Genomic DNA, 15,823 nt, shown 5'->3' with positions numbered 1-15,823 from the left:
CGACCACGCCGTATGATGGACACCGCCCGTCGACCGCCCCCGGGCAAATAAACCACACCATTCAAGTCCCATGGCAGGGCTGCCGATACAATTCTGAGTCCTTGCCGCTTCGGCACAAACACGGCTCCAGCTACCGCAGCAGAGTGCGCAATAAACTTTGGTAATGGCCCTTTGACTGCAAGCGCGACTTTGCCAATACTCAGTAGCGTCTGACGCCTAAGGCCTCGAACAAGGAACCACCACTTGAAGCTGGAACTCAAGAACAGCTTGTCCCTGAAACTGCTGCGCGTGGTACTGCTCTCGGCGCTGGTCGTGGGGGTGGTTCTGAGCTGCGCACAGATCATCTTCGACGTGTACAAGACACGTCAGGCCGTGGCCAACGATGCCCAACGTATTCTCGGCATGTTCCGCGACCCCTCGACCCAGGCGGTGTACAGCCTGGACCGGGAGATGGGTATGCAGGTTATCGAAGGGCTGTTCCAGCACGAGTCGGTGCGCGTTGCCGCCATTGGCCACCCAAACGAACCCATGCTGGCGGAAAAGGCTCGCGAGCAGGTCGATATACCGACCCGCTGGCTGACCGACCCGATCCTCGGCAAGGAACAGAACTTCACCACCCAGCTGGTCGGCCGCGGTCCCTACAGCGAGTACTACGGCGACCTCAGCATCACCCTCGACACCGCCCCCTATGGCCAGAGCTTCGTCACCAACTCGGTAATCATCTTTATCTCCGGTGTGCTGCGCGCCCTGGCCATGGGCCTGGTGCTCTATCTGGTCTACCACTGGCTGCTGACCAAGCCGCTGTCGAAAATCATCGAGCACCTGACCAGCATCAACCCCGACCGCCCCAGCGAACACAAACTGCCGATGCTCAAGGGCAACGAGAAGAACGAACTGGGCCTGTGGATCAACACCGCCAACCAGCTGCTCTCCTCCATCGAACGCAACACCCACCTGCGCCGCGAAGCGGAAAACAGCCTGCTGCGCATGGCCCAGTACGACTTCCTCACCGGCCTGCCGAACCGCCAGCAACTGCAACAACAGCTCGACCAGATCCTCGACGACGCCGGCCGCCTGCAGCGCCGGGTCGCGGTGCTGTGCGTCGGCCTGGACGACTTCAAGGGCATCAACGAGCAGTTCAGCTACCAGACCGGCGACCAGCTGCTGCTGGCCCTGTCCGATCGCCTGCGCGGCCACAGCGGCCGCCTCGGTGCGCTGGCCCGCCTGGGCGGCGACCAGTTCGCTCTGGTCCAGGCCGATATCGAGCAACCCTATGAGGCCGCCGAACTGGCCCAGAGCGTACTCGATGACCTCGATACGCCCTTTATGCTGGACAACCAGGAAGTACGCCTGCGCGCCACCATCGGCATTACCCTGTTCCCCGAAGACGGCGACAGCACCGAGAAGCTGCTGCAGAAAGCCGAACAGACCATGACCCTGGCCAAGAGCCGCTCGCGCAACCGCTACCAGTTCTATATCGCCAGCGTCGACAGCGAGATGCGCCGACGCCGCGAACTGGAAAAAGACCTGCGCGACGCTCTGGCACTCGACCAGCTGTACCTGGTTTACCAACCCCAGGTGGATTACCGCGACCACAGCGTGGTCGGTGTAGAAGCGCTGTTGCGCTGGCAGCACCCTCAACACGGCCTGGTTCCGCCCGACCTGTTTATCCCCCTAGCCGAGCAGAACGGCACCATCATTGCCATCGGTGAATGGATTCTCGACCAGACCTGCCGCCAGCTGCGCGAATGGCACGATCAGGGCTTCAGCGAACTGCGCATGGCGGTCAACCTGTCCACCGTGCAACTGCACCACTCCGAGCTGCCACGGGTGGTCAACAACCTGATGCAGATCTACCGCCTGCCACCGCGCAGCCTGGAGCTGGAAGTCACCGAAACCGGCCTGATGGAAGACATCAATACCGCCGCCCAGCACCTGCTCAGCCTGCGCCGCTCCGGGGCGCTGATCGCCATTGACGACTTCGGCACCGGCTACTCCTCGCTGAGCTACCTCAAGAGCCTGCCGCTGGACAAGATCAAGATCGACAAGAGCTTCGTGCAAGATCTGCTGGATGACGAAGACGACGCCACCATCGTGCGCGCCATTATCCAGCTGGGTAAGAGCCTGGGCATGCAGGTGATCGCCGAAGGGGTGGAAACCGCCGAGCAGGAGGCCTACATCATTGCCCAGGGTTGCAACGAAGGTCAGGGCTACTTCTACAGCAAGCCGCTGCCGGCGCGCGAGCTGACCAGCTACCTCAAGCAGGCCCGCCGCCTCAACAGCACCGCCAACCCCGCCACGCTGCCCTAAAGCAGGGTCGAATAATCCGTAGGGGCTGCCGCGCACCAAGAGCTCGTGACTAGCCCCGGTGCGGCGCACCCTACGGAGTCAGCCTCTAGATTTAGGCACCAAATGCCTGAACACAACAGAGTATGGGGGTAGCGCTTTTTAAAACGGCCTGCTAGTGCCCGCCGCCGTTTCGTCACGATCGAACGGCAGTAGGCCCTAGGCGATCAGGTGTACTTGGTGAAGATGGCCCGCAGCTGCATCAGCTTTTCCTGGTTGCTCTGATCCGGGCTGAGGATTGCATCCTCGGCCAGGCAGATGAGCATTTCCTGATAGGCCTTATCCAGCGCCTTGCGCGCAGCGCTGAACTGCTGGGCAATGGACTCGCATTCATCGCCGCGCTTGATCATGGCCTGGATACCGCGTATCTGGCCCTCGACACGGGCCAGACGCTTGAGCAGGGAATCTCGGTGTTGCAACTGTTCGGCTTCAATCATTTCCGTCATCTACAGTACGCCGCAATGTAAAGGCACCGCGCAGCTCGCCCAGGGCAAAGCCGCGTGCCTCGTCTTGCGGGTAGCCTACATCAATCACCGCGGCCAGCGCCGGCTCTATGTTCTTGCCGTGACAGGCCAGGCAAGGCTCGCCGGTGGTAATGGCCTTCATCATGCGCAGCTCACCCGCGACCACTTCCGAGTGCAGCATATCGGCAAGCGCTTCGCCCGCCTCGGCGCGCTTGGCGAACTGCTCCAGCACCTGCTTCTCCCAGGCATCCGCGGCATTGGCCGGGTTGCGCACCTTCAAGGCCGTGCGCCCAACCTTCCACGGGCTTTGGCTGTGCTCGCTGGCGATCTGCGGGGCCAGCAACTGACAGGCCTCCACAGCCTTGACCGGCCCGCCGGACTGCATCGCCGTCTTGACCGTAGCCAGTAGCTGCTGCTGAAAGGGCGGAATCAGCGCGGCCCCTTCGGCAGTCAGGGCCTGATAATTGTCGGCATAAGCCCCCATGCTCAGCGAACTCAAAAGCGCTGCAGTAATGAAGCGCATACATCCTCCTATTGCCCATAGAAATATACCCATAGGGGTATACTGCCACAGTTGCCGAAAGCTGACTCAAGGATAAAAGCGCCGTGGCTGATCCATTGGTCGAAGACGATGGATCAGGGCATCAGCGCCGTGAGAACCAGCAATTAAGTCAGTAGGCGCGACGCCACTTCTTTCTCTGCGCATTGCTGTAGTTCCCGCCCCCCGGCCTGCATGGCATCACTCTTGCCTATCACTCCACATCGACATATCAGATCGACAGGACTCGTTCCTGCAAGGCAATGGCGCCTGGACCCGCTGCGGATAGCTCGCAGGGCTTCAGGCGTTTTTTTTGGAAACTGGAGTACCGCAACCATGAAATGGCTTACCTACCCCGGGCTTCTGCTTCTGCGCGAACTGGGCATGACCGGCATGATTCGCCTGCAATTGCTGGTGGCGCTGGCTGGCTTCGTGTTGATGGGCCTGTTCCCCCAGCTGCCCAGCGCCCCGCTCTGGGCCTTGCTGGCCTACCTGGGCATTGCCTCGCTGTGGTCGCTGGCGCAGGAGCTAAAGCGCCTCCAGCACTATTGCGAAAGCGCCACGCCGCAAGGCGCGCAGCAACCCTTCGGCGGCGCGCAATGGCTGTTGCTGCAACCTATCGGCCGCAGCCTGCAACAGTGGCTGCATCAGGCCCAGCGCCAGCAGCAGCTGTTGCAGCAGCGTCTGGATGAAATCTCCCACTCCTCCCACGAACTCGAGCAGAGCGCCGCCCTGGTGACCCGCAATGCCGAGGGCCAGAGCGAGTCGGCCACCGTCGCGGCCGCGGCGGTCGAGCAGCTGAATGTCAGCATTGTGCAGGTGGCGGTGCTGGCAGATGAGTCGCGGCAGACCAGCGTACTGGCCAGCGGGCAGTTGGCCGACAGCATCGAACAGCTCACCAATTTGGTGCAGCAGGTGTCCGAGATGGCGCAGCAAGCCATCGCCACCAACGAGCTGATCCTGCAATTGCACAGCAACTCGCACACCATCAATGAGATGTCCGGCACCATCCGCGGCATCGCCACGCAAACCAACCTGCTCGCGCTAAATGCCGCCATCGAGGCCGCGCGCGCCGGGGAAAGCGGCCGCGGCTTCGCCGTGGTGGCCGACGAGGTGCGCCGCCTGGCCCTGCACAGCCAGGAATCGGCGGCCGAAATCAGCCGCAATATCGAATCCGTCCAGGCGCATATCCAGAGTGCCACGGTGCAGGTCTCCAGCCTCGCCGAGCTGGCCCATCGCAGTGCAGACAGCTCAGCCACGGTGCGCGAGCTGCTCGGCCAAGTGCAGCAGCGCACCCGCCACCTGACCGAACAGGTCGAACAGGTGGCGGTCAGCACCGAGCAACAAGGCAAGGCCGTGGCGGAAATCGCCGAGCTGGCCGACCGCGTGCGCCAGGGCAATGCCGACAACCTGCAGGCGGCCGATCAGGCGCGCACCATCGCCCACCATCTGGCTCATCTGACGGGGTAAGCAACATGCATGAATCCGCCGCGTTACTGGCCAGCGTCGCCACCCTGCTGCTGCTCGGCCTGCTCTGTTACGGCCTGCATCGGCGCATGCGCCTGCAGAAGCTGAAGCACAGGCAGTTGAATATTCGCCAGCTAAGCCTGCTGCGCGCCCTGATTGCCGGTTTGCAGCGTCATCGCGGCCTGAGCAATGGCGTGCTCTGCGGCGACCAGAGCCTGAGCCAGGACCTGGCCACCACCCGCCAGGAACTGGACCGCCATATCGGCACCGCCCAGGCCCTCGCCAGCACCCATAAAGATGCCTGGAGCGGCCTGATCGATCACTGGTCGCGGATGCGCGACGGCCGCAGCAGCGACCCGGCCAACAACCTGGCGCAGCACCACCTGATCATTCGCAACAGCATCTTTCTGATGGAAGATGTGGCCAGCGAAATCGACCTGAGCAACGGCCGCGCCGAGCTGAGCTACCTGCCGTGCATCTGGCGCGATGTGTTGCAGGCGGCAGAATGGGCCGGCCAGGCCCGCGCCCTGGGCACCGGCATCGCCGCGGCAGGACAAAGCAGTGCCGAACAGCGGGTGCGCCTGCGCTTTCTCCAGCAGAAAATCCAGCTACAGGCCGGCAGCGCCTTCGACACCCTGCAGCAGCACGCGACCCAGCACCCGCAGGCCAGCGCCTTCCACCTGCGCCGTTGCGAGCAGGTGGTGGAGGACTTTGTGCAATGCATCGAGCAGGAACTGCTGGGCCGGGAACAGCCAGTAATTGCCGCCAAGGCCTACTTCCAGCGCGCCACCCAGGCCATTGATGAACTGCTGGCGCTGGTTGATGGAGCGCTTCACCAGTTGCAGACCGGACGCTAGCAGGCCGTTGAAAAACTACCTGCGTTGCCGATACGGCGTTAAAAACAGGCTCGGCAAGCCTTTGGGTGAAAGCGAATATTTGACCCAAAGTAGACATCAGTTGGGTTCAATCGCTAACCAGAGGCTGACCTCCACTCGGCGTCAGGTATGACTGGACGAATGCCGTCAGCGCACTATTCCCAGCGCCTTACGGATTTGCTGGACAACGTGTGCCTCGATATCGCCCTCATGTGAATCCCGCGAAAAAGCTGCGCAGCACGCCGATTTTTCACCAACAGAGCCGCGATAGACCGCCACAACACTTCCAGGCCCACAGCCAGTATGTCCAGACAGGGTCAAGCCGCCTTCGATAGAGCCTCGCATCAGACCCAGAGCGTATCCCGGCGAAACCCAGGGGCGTCCGGTAATCGGGCCGCCCAGTACTCGGGTCGTCAGCATGTCCTGAAGCAAGTTGGCGGGAAGAAGTTCTCCGGCAAGCAAACGATCCAGCAGAAAAGCGGCCTGTGAAACGGGACCGATCAACAATCCGTGGTAGACCCAAGCCGGGTCGTAGTTCAACGAACTGCCGAGGTATTCCCCGTGTAGATCCGCGCGCTCCGTTGCGAAACGCGTAGTCGAAATACCGAGGGGAGCCAATACCCGCTGCTTGACGGCTTCTTCAAGCGGCAGGTCCGCTGTACGTTCGATAAGCCTCGCTACGAGCATGTAGCCAACATTCGAGTAGCGCCAACCAGTTCCGGGGCTATATCGAAGCTGGTGACCATCGATACGACGCATCATCTCGTCCGCTGACCATGCCGCTTCATGATTGGCAACGGCGGCGTGGTATTCGGGAAGCTCGCCATAGTCTGCGAGTCCCGCCTCGTGCCGCAGGAGTTGGCGCAGGGTATATGCGCGCTCAGGAAGTTGAGCGTCCAGATCGAGCCGCCCGTCACGCACCAATGTCAGGGCCGTCGCAGCCAAAACTGTTTTAGTAAAACTCCACCATGGCACGGCGGGTTCGAATTGCGCAGGAGGTGTTGGTGACTGGCCGTTGGATAAGACGGAGATCAGCATTGAGTACTCAAGCGGTAGCAACTGGACGGTACTGAACCGGGGAGTCGGCAACATACCCCATTAACCGGCAGCGCAGTTGTTAATGAGGGATTCGATCTTCCGCCCTGAGTAGCGCAGGGTTTGGGTGGCTTCAACCCTGCAGAGTGCCAGCGCGGTTGCCCAAATGAAAAGGCAACGAATTTATTTACAGCCGAATGGACGTGCCAACAGTAGCTGCTAAACGCGGGTACCTGGGGTGCCGCGAGCGTTTTTCTTCTGCAGGATCATCGACGCTTCGTTGTAGGCATTCTGGAAAGCGGCGCTGCCGATCCACTCCACTGCCGTGTCTTCGTCTTCATCGTGGAAGATCCCGCGATAGGTGATCAGCAGGCCCATCATAAAGTCGGTGGCCGCGTCTTCTGCTTCCTCGGCGACCACCAGCTCCAACACCGGGTATTGCAGGAACACCAGGCACATCGCGAGCAGGCTAATGCCCTCGCCGAGCCTCATCGTCTGGAACAGATCGTCGAAAAGCGCCGGGTCGAAACCGTTCTCCTCGATGTCTTTGAAGTCGAAGGTGCTCAGGTCGATTTCCACATCATCGAACGGCTCGTTGATCAGCGGATTGGCCAGCAGCGGATGCACGACATTGGCTTTGGCCTTGCCCGAACGGTTCTGCTTGGCCTTGGCTTTGGCCCGCTGGGCGCGTTTTTGCTGTTTATCTGCAGAGGCCATGGAGGCGAGTTCCTTGTGCGATGCAGCCATATTTATGGCCCAGGGTAATCGGGGGCATAGTGTATTCACTCTTGCCGGGGGTCGTCGGTTAAAAGCGAGCGGGTTGACCCATATATACGTCCCCTTTTTCGTCCCATCCAGACGCTCGCGGCTGAACTGAAGTAGCCGGCGGTGTCGCCGGCTCGCTAAACCGCCGCGGCGATGTGCTCGCGGAGCCAGCGATGCGCGGGGTCGCGATGGCAGCGCTCATGCCAGAGCATGACCATCTGGTAGCCCGGCACCTTAACGGGCGGCTCGGCCACCTGCAGTGCAGTGTTGCCGCGAACCAGGCGCTCGGGCAGCATCGCCACCAGGTCCGTGCCTAGCAGCGCCGACACGACGAACAGAAAGTGTGGCACGGAAAGCGCCACCCGGCGCGACAGACCCGCCGCCGCCAGCGCCTCGTCGGCCACGCCGTGAAAACCACCGCCATTCGGCGACACGATGACATGCTCGAGCCGACAGAATCGTTCCAGCGTAAGCGGCGCTCCCAGTTCGGGATGACCCGCCCGGCCCGCTAGCACGTAGCGCTCCGCGAACAGGGTGCGACCGTGAAGCCCCTGCGGCGCATCCTCCAGGATATGAAATGCCAGGTCGATCTCGCCCCGCTCCGCCTGCCGGGCGATGCGCGACGGTACCAGCTCCAGCACGGCCAGTTGGGTATGCGGTGCCGCCGTGCGCAACCCGGCCAGGGCCGGTAGCACAATGGTCGATTCGCCGTAGTCGGACGCCATGACCCGCCAGGTATGTCTGGCCTCGGTGGGATCGAAGGGCCGTGCGGGCGACACCGCGTGCCCCAGCACCTCCAGTGCCTGACGTAACGGCTCGCGCAGCTCGTCCGCCCAGGCGGTGGGGCGCATACCGCGCGGGCCCGGCAACAGCAACGGATCGCCGAAGAACTCCCGCAGCTTGGCAAGGTGCACGCTCACCGCGGGCAGTGACAGGTTCAGCCGCTCCGCCGCACGGGTAACGTTGTGCTCCGCCAGCAGTACATCCAGGGTGACCAGCAGGTTGAGGTCCAGCCTTCCGAGATTACTCACCGCAATACCTGGGATATCGGATATTCATTTCAACTATACCCGGCAAACCTCCATCCTGCCCGCACGCAATCCTTGGAGGCCCACCCATGAATATCCTGCTCGTTTATGCCCACCCCGAACCCCGTTCCCTCAACGGCTCGCTCAAGGACTTCACGGTCAAACACCTAGAATCCGCTGGTCACAGCGTCCAGATCTCGGATCTCTATGCAATGAACTGGAAAGCGCAGCTCGATGCCGACGATAGCATCGAGCGCCGGTCCGGCGAGCGCTTCGATCCCTCCCTCGACTCCAAACATGCCTACGAGAACGGCCTGCAGAGTCTGGATATCGTGCACGAACAGGAGAAACTGCTGTGGGCGGATGCCGTCATCCTGCAGTTCCCGCTGTGGTGGTTCTCCATGCCGGCCATCCTCAAAGGCTGGGTGGAGCGCGTCTATGCCTACGGTTTCGCCTACGGCGTGGGCGAGCATTCCGACACCCGCTGGGGCGACCGCTACGGCGAAGGCACGCTGGCCGGCAAGCGCGCCATGCTGATCGTCACCACCGGCGGCTGGGAACCGCACTACAGTCCGCGCGGCATCAACGGCCCGATCGACGAGTTGCTCTTCCCGATCCACCACGGCATCTTCTATTACCCCGGCTTCGACGTCCTGCCACCATTCGTGGTCTACCGCACCGGCAAGATCGACGATGCCCTCTACGCTTCGATCTGCGACCAGCTTGGGCAACGCCTGGACGAACTGTTCACCGCCACGCCAATACCCTTTCGCCCCCAGAATGCCGGTGCCTACGAAATCCCGGCGCTCACCCTGCGCCCGGAGATCGCGCCGGGGCAAACGGGGCTCGGCGTGCATGTCGAGTCACGAGGAGGTGGCCCGCGTCCGGCAGAGAGTCGCTGAAATACCCTGTTCCCCGCGAACCGAAGCGGATGCCGGCCAGATGATTCTCAAGCCACGATGTTGGCGCTGCTGACTGCCGGCCGTTGGCCGGCTGTTGCCTGTCGCCACCGTCCGCATGGGTCGAAAGCAGCCAGTCGTGACAGGCTGAAATCTTATCGGTCATGACATTCGTCTCTACCCAGTGGTGACATGAGCGGTGATGCTCGCGCCTCGCTCCGGCATCTTTAAACCGAGTAAAAGCTCAGCGTAGCCCATGCCCTCCACCATGGACGATGACCATGCCCACTCCCCACACCAGCATGGACAATAGGGGGTCACGGTTTTGGCTGAACTGATCAAGTAGAAGCGAAATTAATCGTGGTCTGTCCACTACTATTGCTGAAGCCTCCGACCCAAGATTGAGATCAAATAAGCGGCATGGGCAAGAGAGGCTAATTCCGGCCAACTGTGGCTGACTTATCATGGATGTCCGAAAAAAGCCGCGTTTTGTCCGCTTGTCTGCTCGAACCGACTAGTCCATTGCTGATGTTATGTACGCCGAGATAATTCATCTTGGCAGGCATATAACAATGAGAACATCTACTGCGTTATTGGTGACATGGGGCTGCTTCGCGGTCTCTCATGAGGTTGCTGCATTCTCTTTCGACACCCCTGTCGATGACTTGCAGGCTTCGCTTGACAGTGTGGTTGAGTACTCGGCCATCTATAGAACCGCGAAGACCGAACGCATTGTCCGTGACGGTCAGAATATCTTCGCTAACGCCAACGACGGCAGTGAGTACTACAGTCGGGGACTCGTATCAAACGTGTTCAAGATAACCTCAGAACTCAATCTGAAAGTCGATGATGATGGGTTCTTTTTACGGGGAAGCGCTTGGTACGACACCCAACTCATGGACCGCAAACCGAGCGGTGGAGCTTTTGCGCTCAATAACACCGACAGCAGTGATCGCTTCCCGTCGGATCTGAAGAATCGCTTCGGCAGCGGTGCTCGAATACTCGACGCCTATGTGTATGGGAACAGGGATTTTGGCGATGTCCCGGTCAACCTGCGCGTCGGTCGCCAGGTGATCAACTGGGGCGAGGGTCTGTTCTACGCCGATGGTCTGAATGTGGCGAACCCCGTTGATGTGGGGCGCATTGTTCTTCCAGGCGCGAGCCTGAAAGAAGCGCTCCTTCCAACGAACATGATCTCGCTGCAGGTCGGGCTGACCGAGAGCATCAGCCTCGAGGGCTTTTACGGCCTCGAATGGCGCGGCAACCAGGTAATGCCCACCGGTTCCTTCTTCAATAACACCGATATATTCGGCAAGGGAACCAACGGCACCATCATCGACCTGCGCGATCAGCTCGATGGTGCCGGGGTTCCGCTGCAGTTTGTGCCCGGCGTGAACGGCGTCGACGGTGTCGTGGCCGGTATGCGTTATCGCCATGATCGCGACGCCCGCGACGACGGTCAGTTTGGCGTCGCTATCCGCTACATGTCCGAAGAGCTGGCCAACACTGAGTTCAGCCTCTACTACTTGAACTACCACAGCAAAGTGCCATTTCTCTCCGTTCAACCTGGACAGTCCTTCGGTTGCAGCCTAGGCGGTGGTGGACGCTTCGCCGATCTCTGTGCGATCGCGGGTGCCGTTGACCCGGCATCCATTCCGCTGGTCGATGGCCTGGTGATGCTCGATACCACGATGTATGACCTGGTTTACCCCGAGGACATCCGCCTCTTCGGTTTCACCGCGTCCAGCAATATCGGTGACACCAACGTAGGCTTTGAACTGACCTACCGACCCAATGCTCCCATCGAACCCTCGATGAGCTACGAAATGGGGCAGCTGGCAAATGGTGCCCTGCTTGCAGGCGGGGCAAGCGGTGTGCCGATTGATCTCGGCGTGTTTGGTACCGCCGGCACTGATTCGATCAATCTGTATAAGCGCAGGGAGCTGTACACCAGCTCGCTCTCCGCGATTCACGCGTTCGGTCCAAGCCTGGGGCTCGATGCGTTGTATCTCGTTGGTGAGGTTGCAGCCAACTACGTCCCTGGTGGCATCACCGACACGCCGAACTACGAATACCTCTCCCCGTTCGCCTGGGGTTACACCCTGAACTTTACCGGGATGATCGAGAGCGCCCTGCCAGGTATCGATTTACTCCCCGGCCTGACCTTTCGCCAGGACGTGAGCGGCACCTCTCCAGCCCTGAATGAAAACTTCATCCAGGGGCGCAAGTCCTCGACGATTGAACTGGGTGCGCAGTATGGCGAAAGCCTGAGCGGAAAGCTCAGTTACACCGCGTTCTGGGGTGCCCGCAAGGACAACCCACTCATCGATCGCGACAACGTCGCGCTGAATATTTCCTACTCCTTCTAAGCAGGCACAGATATGAAATCTCTACGCTACGGGGTGGCTGGCGTGCTGCTCTGCGCATTTTTGCCCATTGCTGTTCAAGCCAAAGTAACCCCTGAACAAGCAGCTCAGCTAAAGCTCGACTTGACCCCCTTTGGAGCGACGCGTGCAGGTGATGCGGCCAATGGCATCCCTGAATGGACAGGTGGGTTGTATGTGCCCCCAGCGAGCTATAAAGGGCCGGGCACATTCGAAACGGATCCCTTTGCCGATCAAACGCCGACGCTGATCATCAACGCATCCAACCGCGCTCAATATGTGCCTCATCTGAGTGAAGGCGTGCAGGCCCTGCTGGCATCCTACCCAGATACCTTCAAGCTTCCCGTTTACCCCAGTGAGCGGAGCTTCGCGGCCCCCGAAGAGGTTTATCAGAACACCTACAACAACGCGCTGACGGCCGAGCTGGCCGAAAACGGCAACGGGTTCGTTCATGCGTACGGTGGCATTCCATTCCCGATTCCGCAGAATGGTACGGAGGCCATTTGGAACCACATTGCGCGTTGGCAGGGTCGATACATCTCCGAAATCGCAGCAACAGCATTGGTTCGCGCAAACGGCAGCTACTCCAGTTTCCGCGAACAGAACCAGCTTTTGTCGAACTACTACGCCGAAGGTAAGACGGTGGCCGACCTCGACAACATTCTGTTCCGCTACCTCAACGTGGTCCTTCCGCCCTCCAGATCTGCAGGGGAAGCACTGCTCGTGCATGAACCAATCGACCAAGTGGCGATGCCGCGGATGGCTTGGAGCTATCTACCTGGCCAACGCCGGGTCCGACGTGCGCCGACTGTCGCTTACGACAACCCCGTTGATGGCTATGTCAGCGATGACGCGGACATGTTCAATGGTGCGCCCAATCGCTACGACTGGAAACTGCTCGAGAAGAAGGTGCTCTACGTGCCTTACAACAACTACCGGCTCAACCAGCCCGGCATGCCGCTGGATCAGGTGATTCAAAAGGGTCATCTCAACCCTGATCTGACCCGCTGGGAGCTGCACCGCGTATGGGTGGTTGAGGCGACGTTGAAACCCGGGGAGCGGCATGTATATGCGAAACGTCGTTTCTATCTCGATGAAGACAGCTGGGCAACCCTGATTTCAGAAAGCTACGACAGCCGGGGTCAGCTGTGGCGCGTCAACCTAGCGTTCACCAAACAAGCCTATCAAGTGCCCACATTAACGACCGAGGCCATTACTCATCACGATCTGATTAGCCGTGAATACACCGCACAGGGGCTTCGAAGCCAGGAAAAGTCCCCCCGCCAGTTCCACCTTCCCGCGCCGCCGGACAGCTATTGGCTGCCGGCAAATCTTCGACGTATGGGCACAAACTAAGGAATCACTATGAGCCGTATAGGACTTAAACGCCTGCTCTGGGCTGCGATTATTGCTGCTGTTCTTATCGTGGCGAGTTTTATCGGATACCAGGGCTTGCGACTGTGGAAGTTCAACGGGATTTTCGCGCCGGATCAAATCGTTGAAAACTTCAGAAGCATGCCGACGATTTTTGACTCTCGCGAGATTTTTCGACAGGGCAAGAAGACCGACTTCGCCACGCAAGAGCACACCCTGCCGAACAGCTTCAGCTTCCAGGGTAAAGAGATCGCCATCCCGGAATGGCTGGCAAGGACCGGCACCACAGGGCTGATGGTGATCCATAACGACAAGATCGCTCATGAAAGCTATTTCCAGGGCTATGAGCCCCAGAGCCAGGCGATCGCGTGGTCGGTCAGCAAATCCTTCGTCTCCGCTCTGGTTGGCATCGCTATCGCAGATGGCTCGATCAAGAGCGTGCGCGATCCTGTCACCGACTACGTGCCCGCCCTCAAAGGCAGTGGATACGACGGCGTGGCGCTGGAAGATGTGCTGGAGATGTCTTCCGGCGTGGCGTTCAGCGAGGACTATGCCGACCCGAACTCCGACATCAACAAGCTGGGTGAAATTCTCGCGTTCGGCCGATCCGTCAACCAATGGACTACAAACCTGAAACGGGAACTGCCACCCGCAACCAGGCACCACTACATCAGCGTCGATACGCAGGTGGCGGGCATGGTGATAACCGCAGCTACCGGGAAGAGCCTCTCGGATTACTTCATCGAAAAACTCTGGTCGCGGATCGGCCCGGAATGCGATGCGCACTGGCTGACCGATGGCCAAGGGAATGAGTTGGCGTTCGCCGGCCTGACCCTCTGCCTGCGGGACTTCGCCCAGCTCGGCCAACTCTATCTGCATAACGGCAAGAACTCCGCCGGCCAACAAGTGGTACCCGAACAGTGGGTACATGACTCCGTGAGTCCGCACAAAGCTCATCTGCTTCCCGGCAGAGCAGTGGAAGAAGGTCAGCCTATACTTGGCTATGGCTATCAGTGGTGGGTACCGCAAAGCACCGAAGGTGAGTACATGGCTGTCGGCGTCTACGGGCAGTTCGTGTATGTGAACCCCACACGTAACGTCGTCATCGCCAAGACCTCGGCCTACGCCAACTACACCGACGATGGCATTCGCATGGAGTACGAGTCGATTGAGGCGTTCCGTAGCATCGCTCGACAAATCGCAGGGCAAGAGGGGTAATCAGCAATGCCGCCTGCCACTTTGCTTACGTTCGACTACGAGTGGCATCCGCTGCAGAACTATCTCCAGGACCGGGGCATTAGCACGCCCCACTTGCCTACGCAATATGACGGGCAGCTGCCGAGCGAGCCCCTGTACGACTGGATTGTCAGCAACTGCGTAAGTGCTCCCGACGGTTTGAAACTCGGCGAGTACTACAACATCTCGGACTACGGCGTTGTCGGGCTTGCGCTCCTCAGTGCCGCCACCGCAGCTGATGCACTGAAAGTTGTTAAGACCTACATGCTGCTCTTCAACAGAGATATCGCAGACATCCGAGTTGAGTTTTCCAGGCGGGGGGAAGTCGCCGTCTCGATATCCGTAAATCCCCGGCCTGGTTGGTCGGCAGACGCCTGCCTTTTCCACTCCAACGTGGTGGCCTCTTCCGCCTACAAGCTTCTAAAAGAGCTTTATGGCGGTGGCTTCGAGATCATGGGCCTTACATTGCCTGCTCGCCCGGGCCCTGCCCGGCTCTACGAAGAATATTTTGGCCTGCCGGTTCGGTTATTCGGTAGCGACATCGTGTTCCACCTGCCCGCCAAGCAGATGGAAAAGAAGAGTCGCACAGCCAACCCGGCCGTCTTCGAAACGGCACTGGCAATGGCGAACGAAAGCTTCACCAAGCTTCTGGAGACGGAGATGGGGGGGATCCGCAAGCGTGTTGTCAGCCTGTTGCAGTCGCTACCCGACCCCTTCCCGGACATCCAGAGCGTAGCCCTTCACCTCAAGCTCACCGAGCGCACCCTGCGCCGCCGGCTCGCGGAAGAAGGCTGTGGGTATCGTCAGATTGTCGACGAATCCCGGCGCGAGAAAGCCAAACACCTGCTGACCCGGACGCAACTCACGATCGAGCAAGTCAGTGAAATGTTGGGCTACGGAGATGCCTCCAGTTTCAGGCATGCCTTCAGGAGATGGACAGGACATTCCATCAATACATTTAGACAAGAAGCGCTGCAGGCCCCTGACGTACCGACATAAGCAATTGATTGGGTTTGCTCTGCTGGCTCCATAGGGCAGGTCTGAAATAGTCGCGATTCACTTCAACTCTCACGGAGAGCTCCTTTACGTCGGTATTTCCAAGTCCACTTTCGACCGGTACATGCAGCACAAGTACGGTTCTAAGTGGTCCGAGGAAATTCGCAGTATGACGATCGAATACTTCCCATCACGTGCTGAAGCAGAGGACGCTGAGCGACGTACAATCTGAATCGCCACTGCTTTTGTAGACACAATCAATGACCGCTATGGGTCGATTCTGTTGAAAAAGTAGGTTCAGCGGCAGCCTGCCGATCAAGTGCGCCTGCTGTCGAAGTGGCTGCAAGCCACTTCAAGTTGCCTTCCGGTGTTTTACTGAGCGTCCTTGCTCAGGTTTAAGGGTTAATTTGAGGGTT

At 59.8% G+C, this 15,823-nt stretch carries 13 protein-coding genes; 8 read left to right on the top strand and 5 right to left on the bottom strand.

What is annotated here, in order from left to right:
• The first annotated feature begins 243 nt into the window (after window positions 1-243).
• A complete protein-coding gene (locus tag VMP31_RS05420) occupies window positions 244-2,310 on the top strand; it encodes a putative bifunctional diguanylate cyclase/phosphodiesterase (protein ID WP_325504867.1) in 2,067 nt (688 codons plus the stop codon).
• A gap of 203 nt (window positions 2,311-2,513) precedes the next feature.
• Here VMP31_RS05420 and VMP31_RS05415 read toward each other — a convergent pair whose 3' ends face one another.
• Together VMP31_RS05415 and VMP31_RS05410 are read right to left on the bottom strand one after the other, a co-directional pair.
• The gene (locus VMP31_RS05415; RefSeq protein WP_325504865.1) at window positions 2,514-2,792 is read right to left on the bottom strand and encodes a metal-sensing transcriptional repressor; all 279 of its coding nucleotides are present in this window, start codon (window positions 2,790-2,792) and stop codon (window positions 2,514-2,516) included.
• Window positions 2,776-3,333 (bottom strand): DUF3365 domain-containing protein, encoded by a 558-nt coding sequence (locus tag VMP31_RS05410; RefSeq protein WP_325504863.1) that lies wholly within the window; start codon window positions 3,331-3,333, stop codon window positions 2,776-2,778. Before VMP31_RS05410 ends, VMP31_RS05415 begins: the two co-directional genes overlap by 17 nt.
• A gap of 210 nt (window positions 3,334-3,543) precedes the next feature.
• Between VMP31_RS05410 and VMP31_RS05405 the strand changes: the two genes are divergently transcribed.
• Both VMP31_RS05405 and VMP31_RS05400 read left to right on the top strand, forming a co-directional pair.
• Complete coding sequence (locus tag VMP31_RS05405) at window positions 3,544-4,818, top strand: methyl-accepting chemotaxis protein (RefSeq protein WP_414705433.1); 1,275 nt, start codon at window positions 3,544-3,546, stop codon at window positions 4,816-4,818.
• A gap of 5 nt (window positions 4,819-4,823) precedes the next feature.
• Window positions 4,824-5,672: a nitrate- and nitrite sensing domain-containing protein gene (locus tag VMP31_RS05400; RefSeq protein ID WP_325504859.1), complete on the top strand. Its 849-nt coding sequence runs from the start codon at window positions 4,824-4,826 to the stop codon at window positions 5,670-5,672.
• 165 nt (window positions 5,673-5,837) lie between these two features.
• Here the strand turns inward: VMP31_RS05400 and VMP31_RS05395 are convergent, their stop codons facing one another.
• The 3 genes from VMP31_RS05395 to VMP31_RS05385 form a co-directional block, all read right to left on the bottom strand.
• Window positions 5,838-6,728 (bottom strand): serine hydrolase domain-containing protein, encoded by an 891-nt coding sequence (locus VMP31_RS05395; RefSeq protein ID WP_325504857.1) that lies wholly within the window; start codon window positions 6,726-6,728, stop codon window positions 5,838-5,840.
• 216 nt (window positions 6,729-6,944) lie between these two features.
• On the bottom strand, window positions 6,945-7,442 hold the full coding sequence (locus VMP31_RS05390) for a hypothetical protein (protein WP_325504855.1): 498 nt from the start codon (window positions 7,440-7,442) through the stop codon (window positions 6,945-6,947).
• Window positions 7,443-7,627: 185 nt separating this feature from the next.
• Window positions 7,628-8,521 carry a LysR family transcriptional regulator gene (locus tag VMP31_RS05385; protein ID WP_325504853.1) on the bottom strand — a complete coding sequence of 298 codons (894 nt, stop codon included), beginning with the start codon at window positions 8,519-8,521 and terminating at the stop codon, window positions 7,628-7,630.
• Between the two features lie 86 nt (window positions 8,522-8,607).
• On the opposite strand from VMP31_RS05385, the gene VMP31_RS05380 reads away from it, so the two are divergent.
• The 5 genes from VMP31_RS05380 (at window position 8,608) to VMP31_RS05360 (ending at window position 15,410) form a co-directional block, all read left to right on the top strand.
• Window positions 8,608-9,420, top strand: coding sequence for an NAD(P)H-dependent oxidoreductase (locus VMP31_RS05380; protein WP_325504851.1), 813 nt, complete (start codon window positions 8,608-8,610; stop codon window positions 9,418-9,420).
• 569 nt (window positions 9,421-9,989) lie between these two features.
• On the top strand, window positions 9,990-11,786 hold the full coding sequence (locus VMP31_RS05375) for a DUF1302 domain-containing protein (protein ID WP_325504849.1): 1,797 nt from the start codon (window positions 9,990-9,992) through the stop codon (window positions 11,784-11,786).
• Window positions 11,787-11,798: 12 nt separating this feature from the next.
• Entirely contained in the window at window positions 11,799-13,157 is a 1,359-nt protein-coding gene (locus VMP31_RS05370) for a DUF1329 domain-containing protein (protein WP_325504847.1), read from the top strand.
• Window positions 13,158-13,166: 9 nt separating this feature from the next.
• Complete coding sequence (locus VMP31_RS05365) at window positions 13,167-14,393, top strand: serine hydrolase (protein WP_325504845.1); 1,227 nt, start codon at window positions 13,167-13,169, stop codon at window positions 14,391-14,393.
• 6 nt (window positions 14,394-14,399) lie between these two features.
• Window positions 14,400-15,410 (top strand): helix-turn-helix domain-containing protein, encoded by a 1,011-nt coding sequence (locus VMP31_RS05360; RefSeq protein WP_325504843.1) that lies wholly within the window; start codon window positions 14,400-14,402, stop codon window positions 15,408-15,410.
• Window positions 15,411-15,823: the final 413 nt, after the last annotated feature.

Source organism: Pseudomonas sp. (genome assembly GCF_035512415.1).
GTDB lineage: Bacteria > Pseudomonadota > Gammaproteobacteria > Pseudomonadales > Pseudomonadaceae > Aquipseudomonas.
The sequence above is the reverse complement of the archived record's forward strand: the minus strand, read 5'-3'. Positions and strand labels throughout refer to the sequence as shown.

Bases quoted from the DNA above. Each gene is read 5' to 3' on its own strand.
- VMP31_RS05365 (WP_325504845.1), top strand. From the start codon at position 13,167: ATGAGCCGTATAGGACTTAAACGCCTGCTCTGGGCTGCGATTATTGCT.
- VMP31_RS05360 (WP_325504843.1), top strand. From the start codon at position 14,400: ATGCCGCCTGCCACTTTGCTTACGTTCGACTACGAGTGGCATCCGCTG.
- VMP31_RS05380 (WP_325504851.1), top strand. From the start codon at position 8,608: ATGAATATCCTGCTCGTTTATGCCCACCCCGAACCCCGTTCCCTCAAC.
- VMP31_RS05370 (WP_325504847.1), top strand. From the start codon at position 11,799: ATGAAATCTCTACGCTACGGGGTGGCTGGCGTGCTGCTCTGCGCATTT.
- VMP31_RS05375 (WP_325504849.1), top strand. From the start codon at position 9,990: ATGAGAACATCTACTGCGTTATTGGTGACATGGGGCTGCTTCGCGGTC.
- VMP31_RS05395 (WP_325504857.1), bottom strand. From the start codon at position 6,728: ATGCTGATCTCCGTCTTATCCAACGGCCAGTCACCAACACCTCCTGCG.
- VMP31_RS05410 (WP_325504863.1), bottom strand. From the start codon at position 3,333: ATGCGCTTCATTACTGCAGCGCTTTTGAGTTCGCTGAGCATGGGGGCT.
- VMP31_RS05390 (WP_325504855.1), bottom strand. From the start codon at position 7,442: ATGGCCTCTGCAGATAAACAGCAAAAACGCGCCCAGCGGGCCAAAGCC.
- VMP31_RS05405 (WP_414705433.1), top strand. From the start codon at position 3,544: ATGGCATCACTCTTGCCTATCACTCCACATCGACATATCAGATCGACA.
- VMP31_RS05400 (WP_325504859.1), top strand. From the start codon at position 4,824: ATGCATGAATCCGCCGCGTTACTGGCCAGCGTCGCCACCCTGCTGCTG.
- VMP31_RS05415 (WP_325504865.1), bottom strand. From the start codon at position 2,792: ATGACGGAAATGATTGAAGCCGAACAGTTGCAACACCGAGATTCCCTG.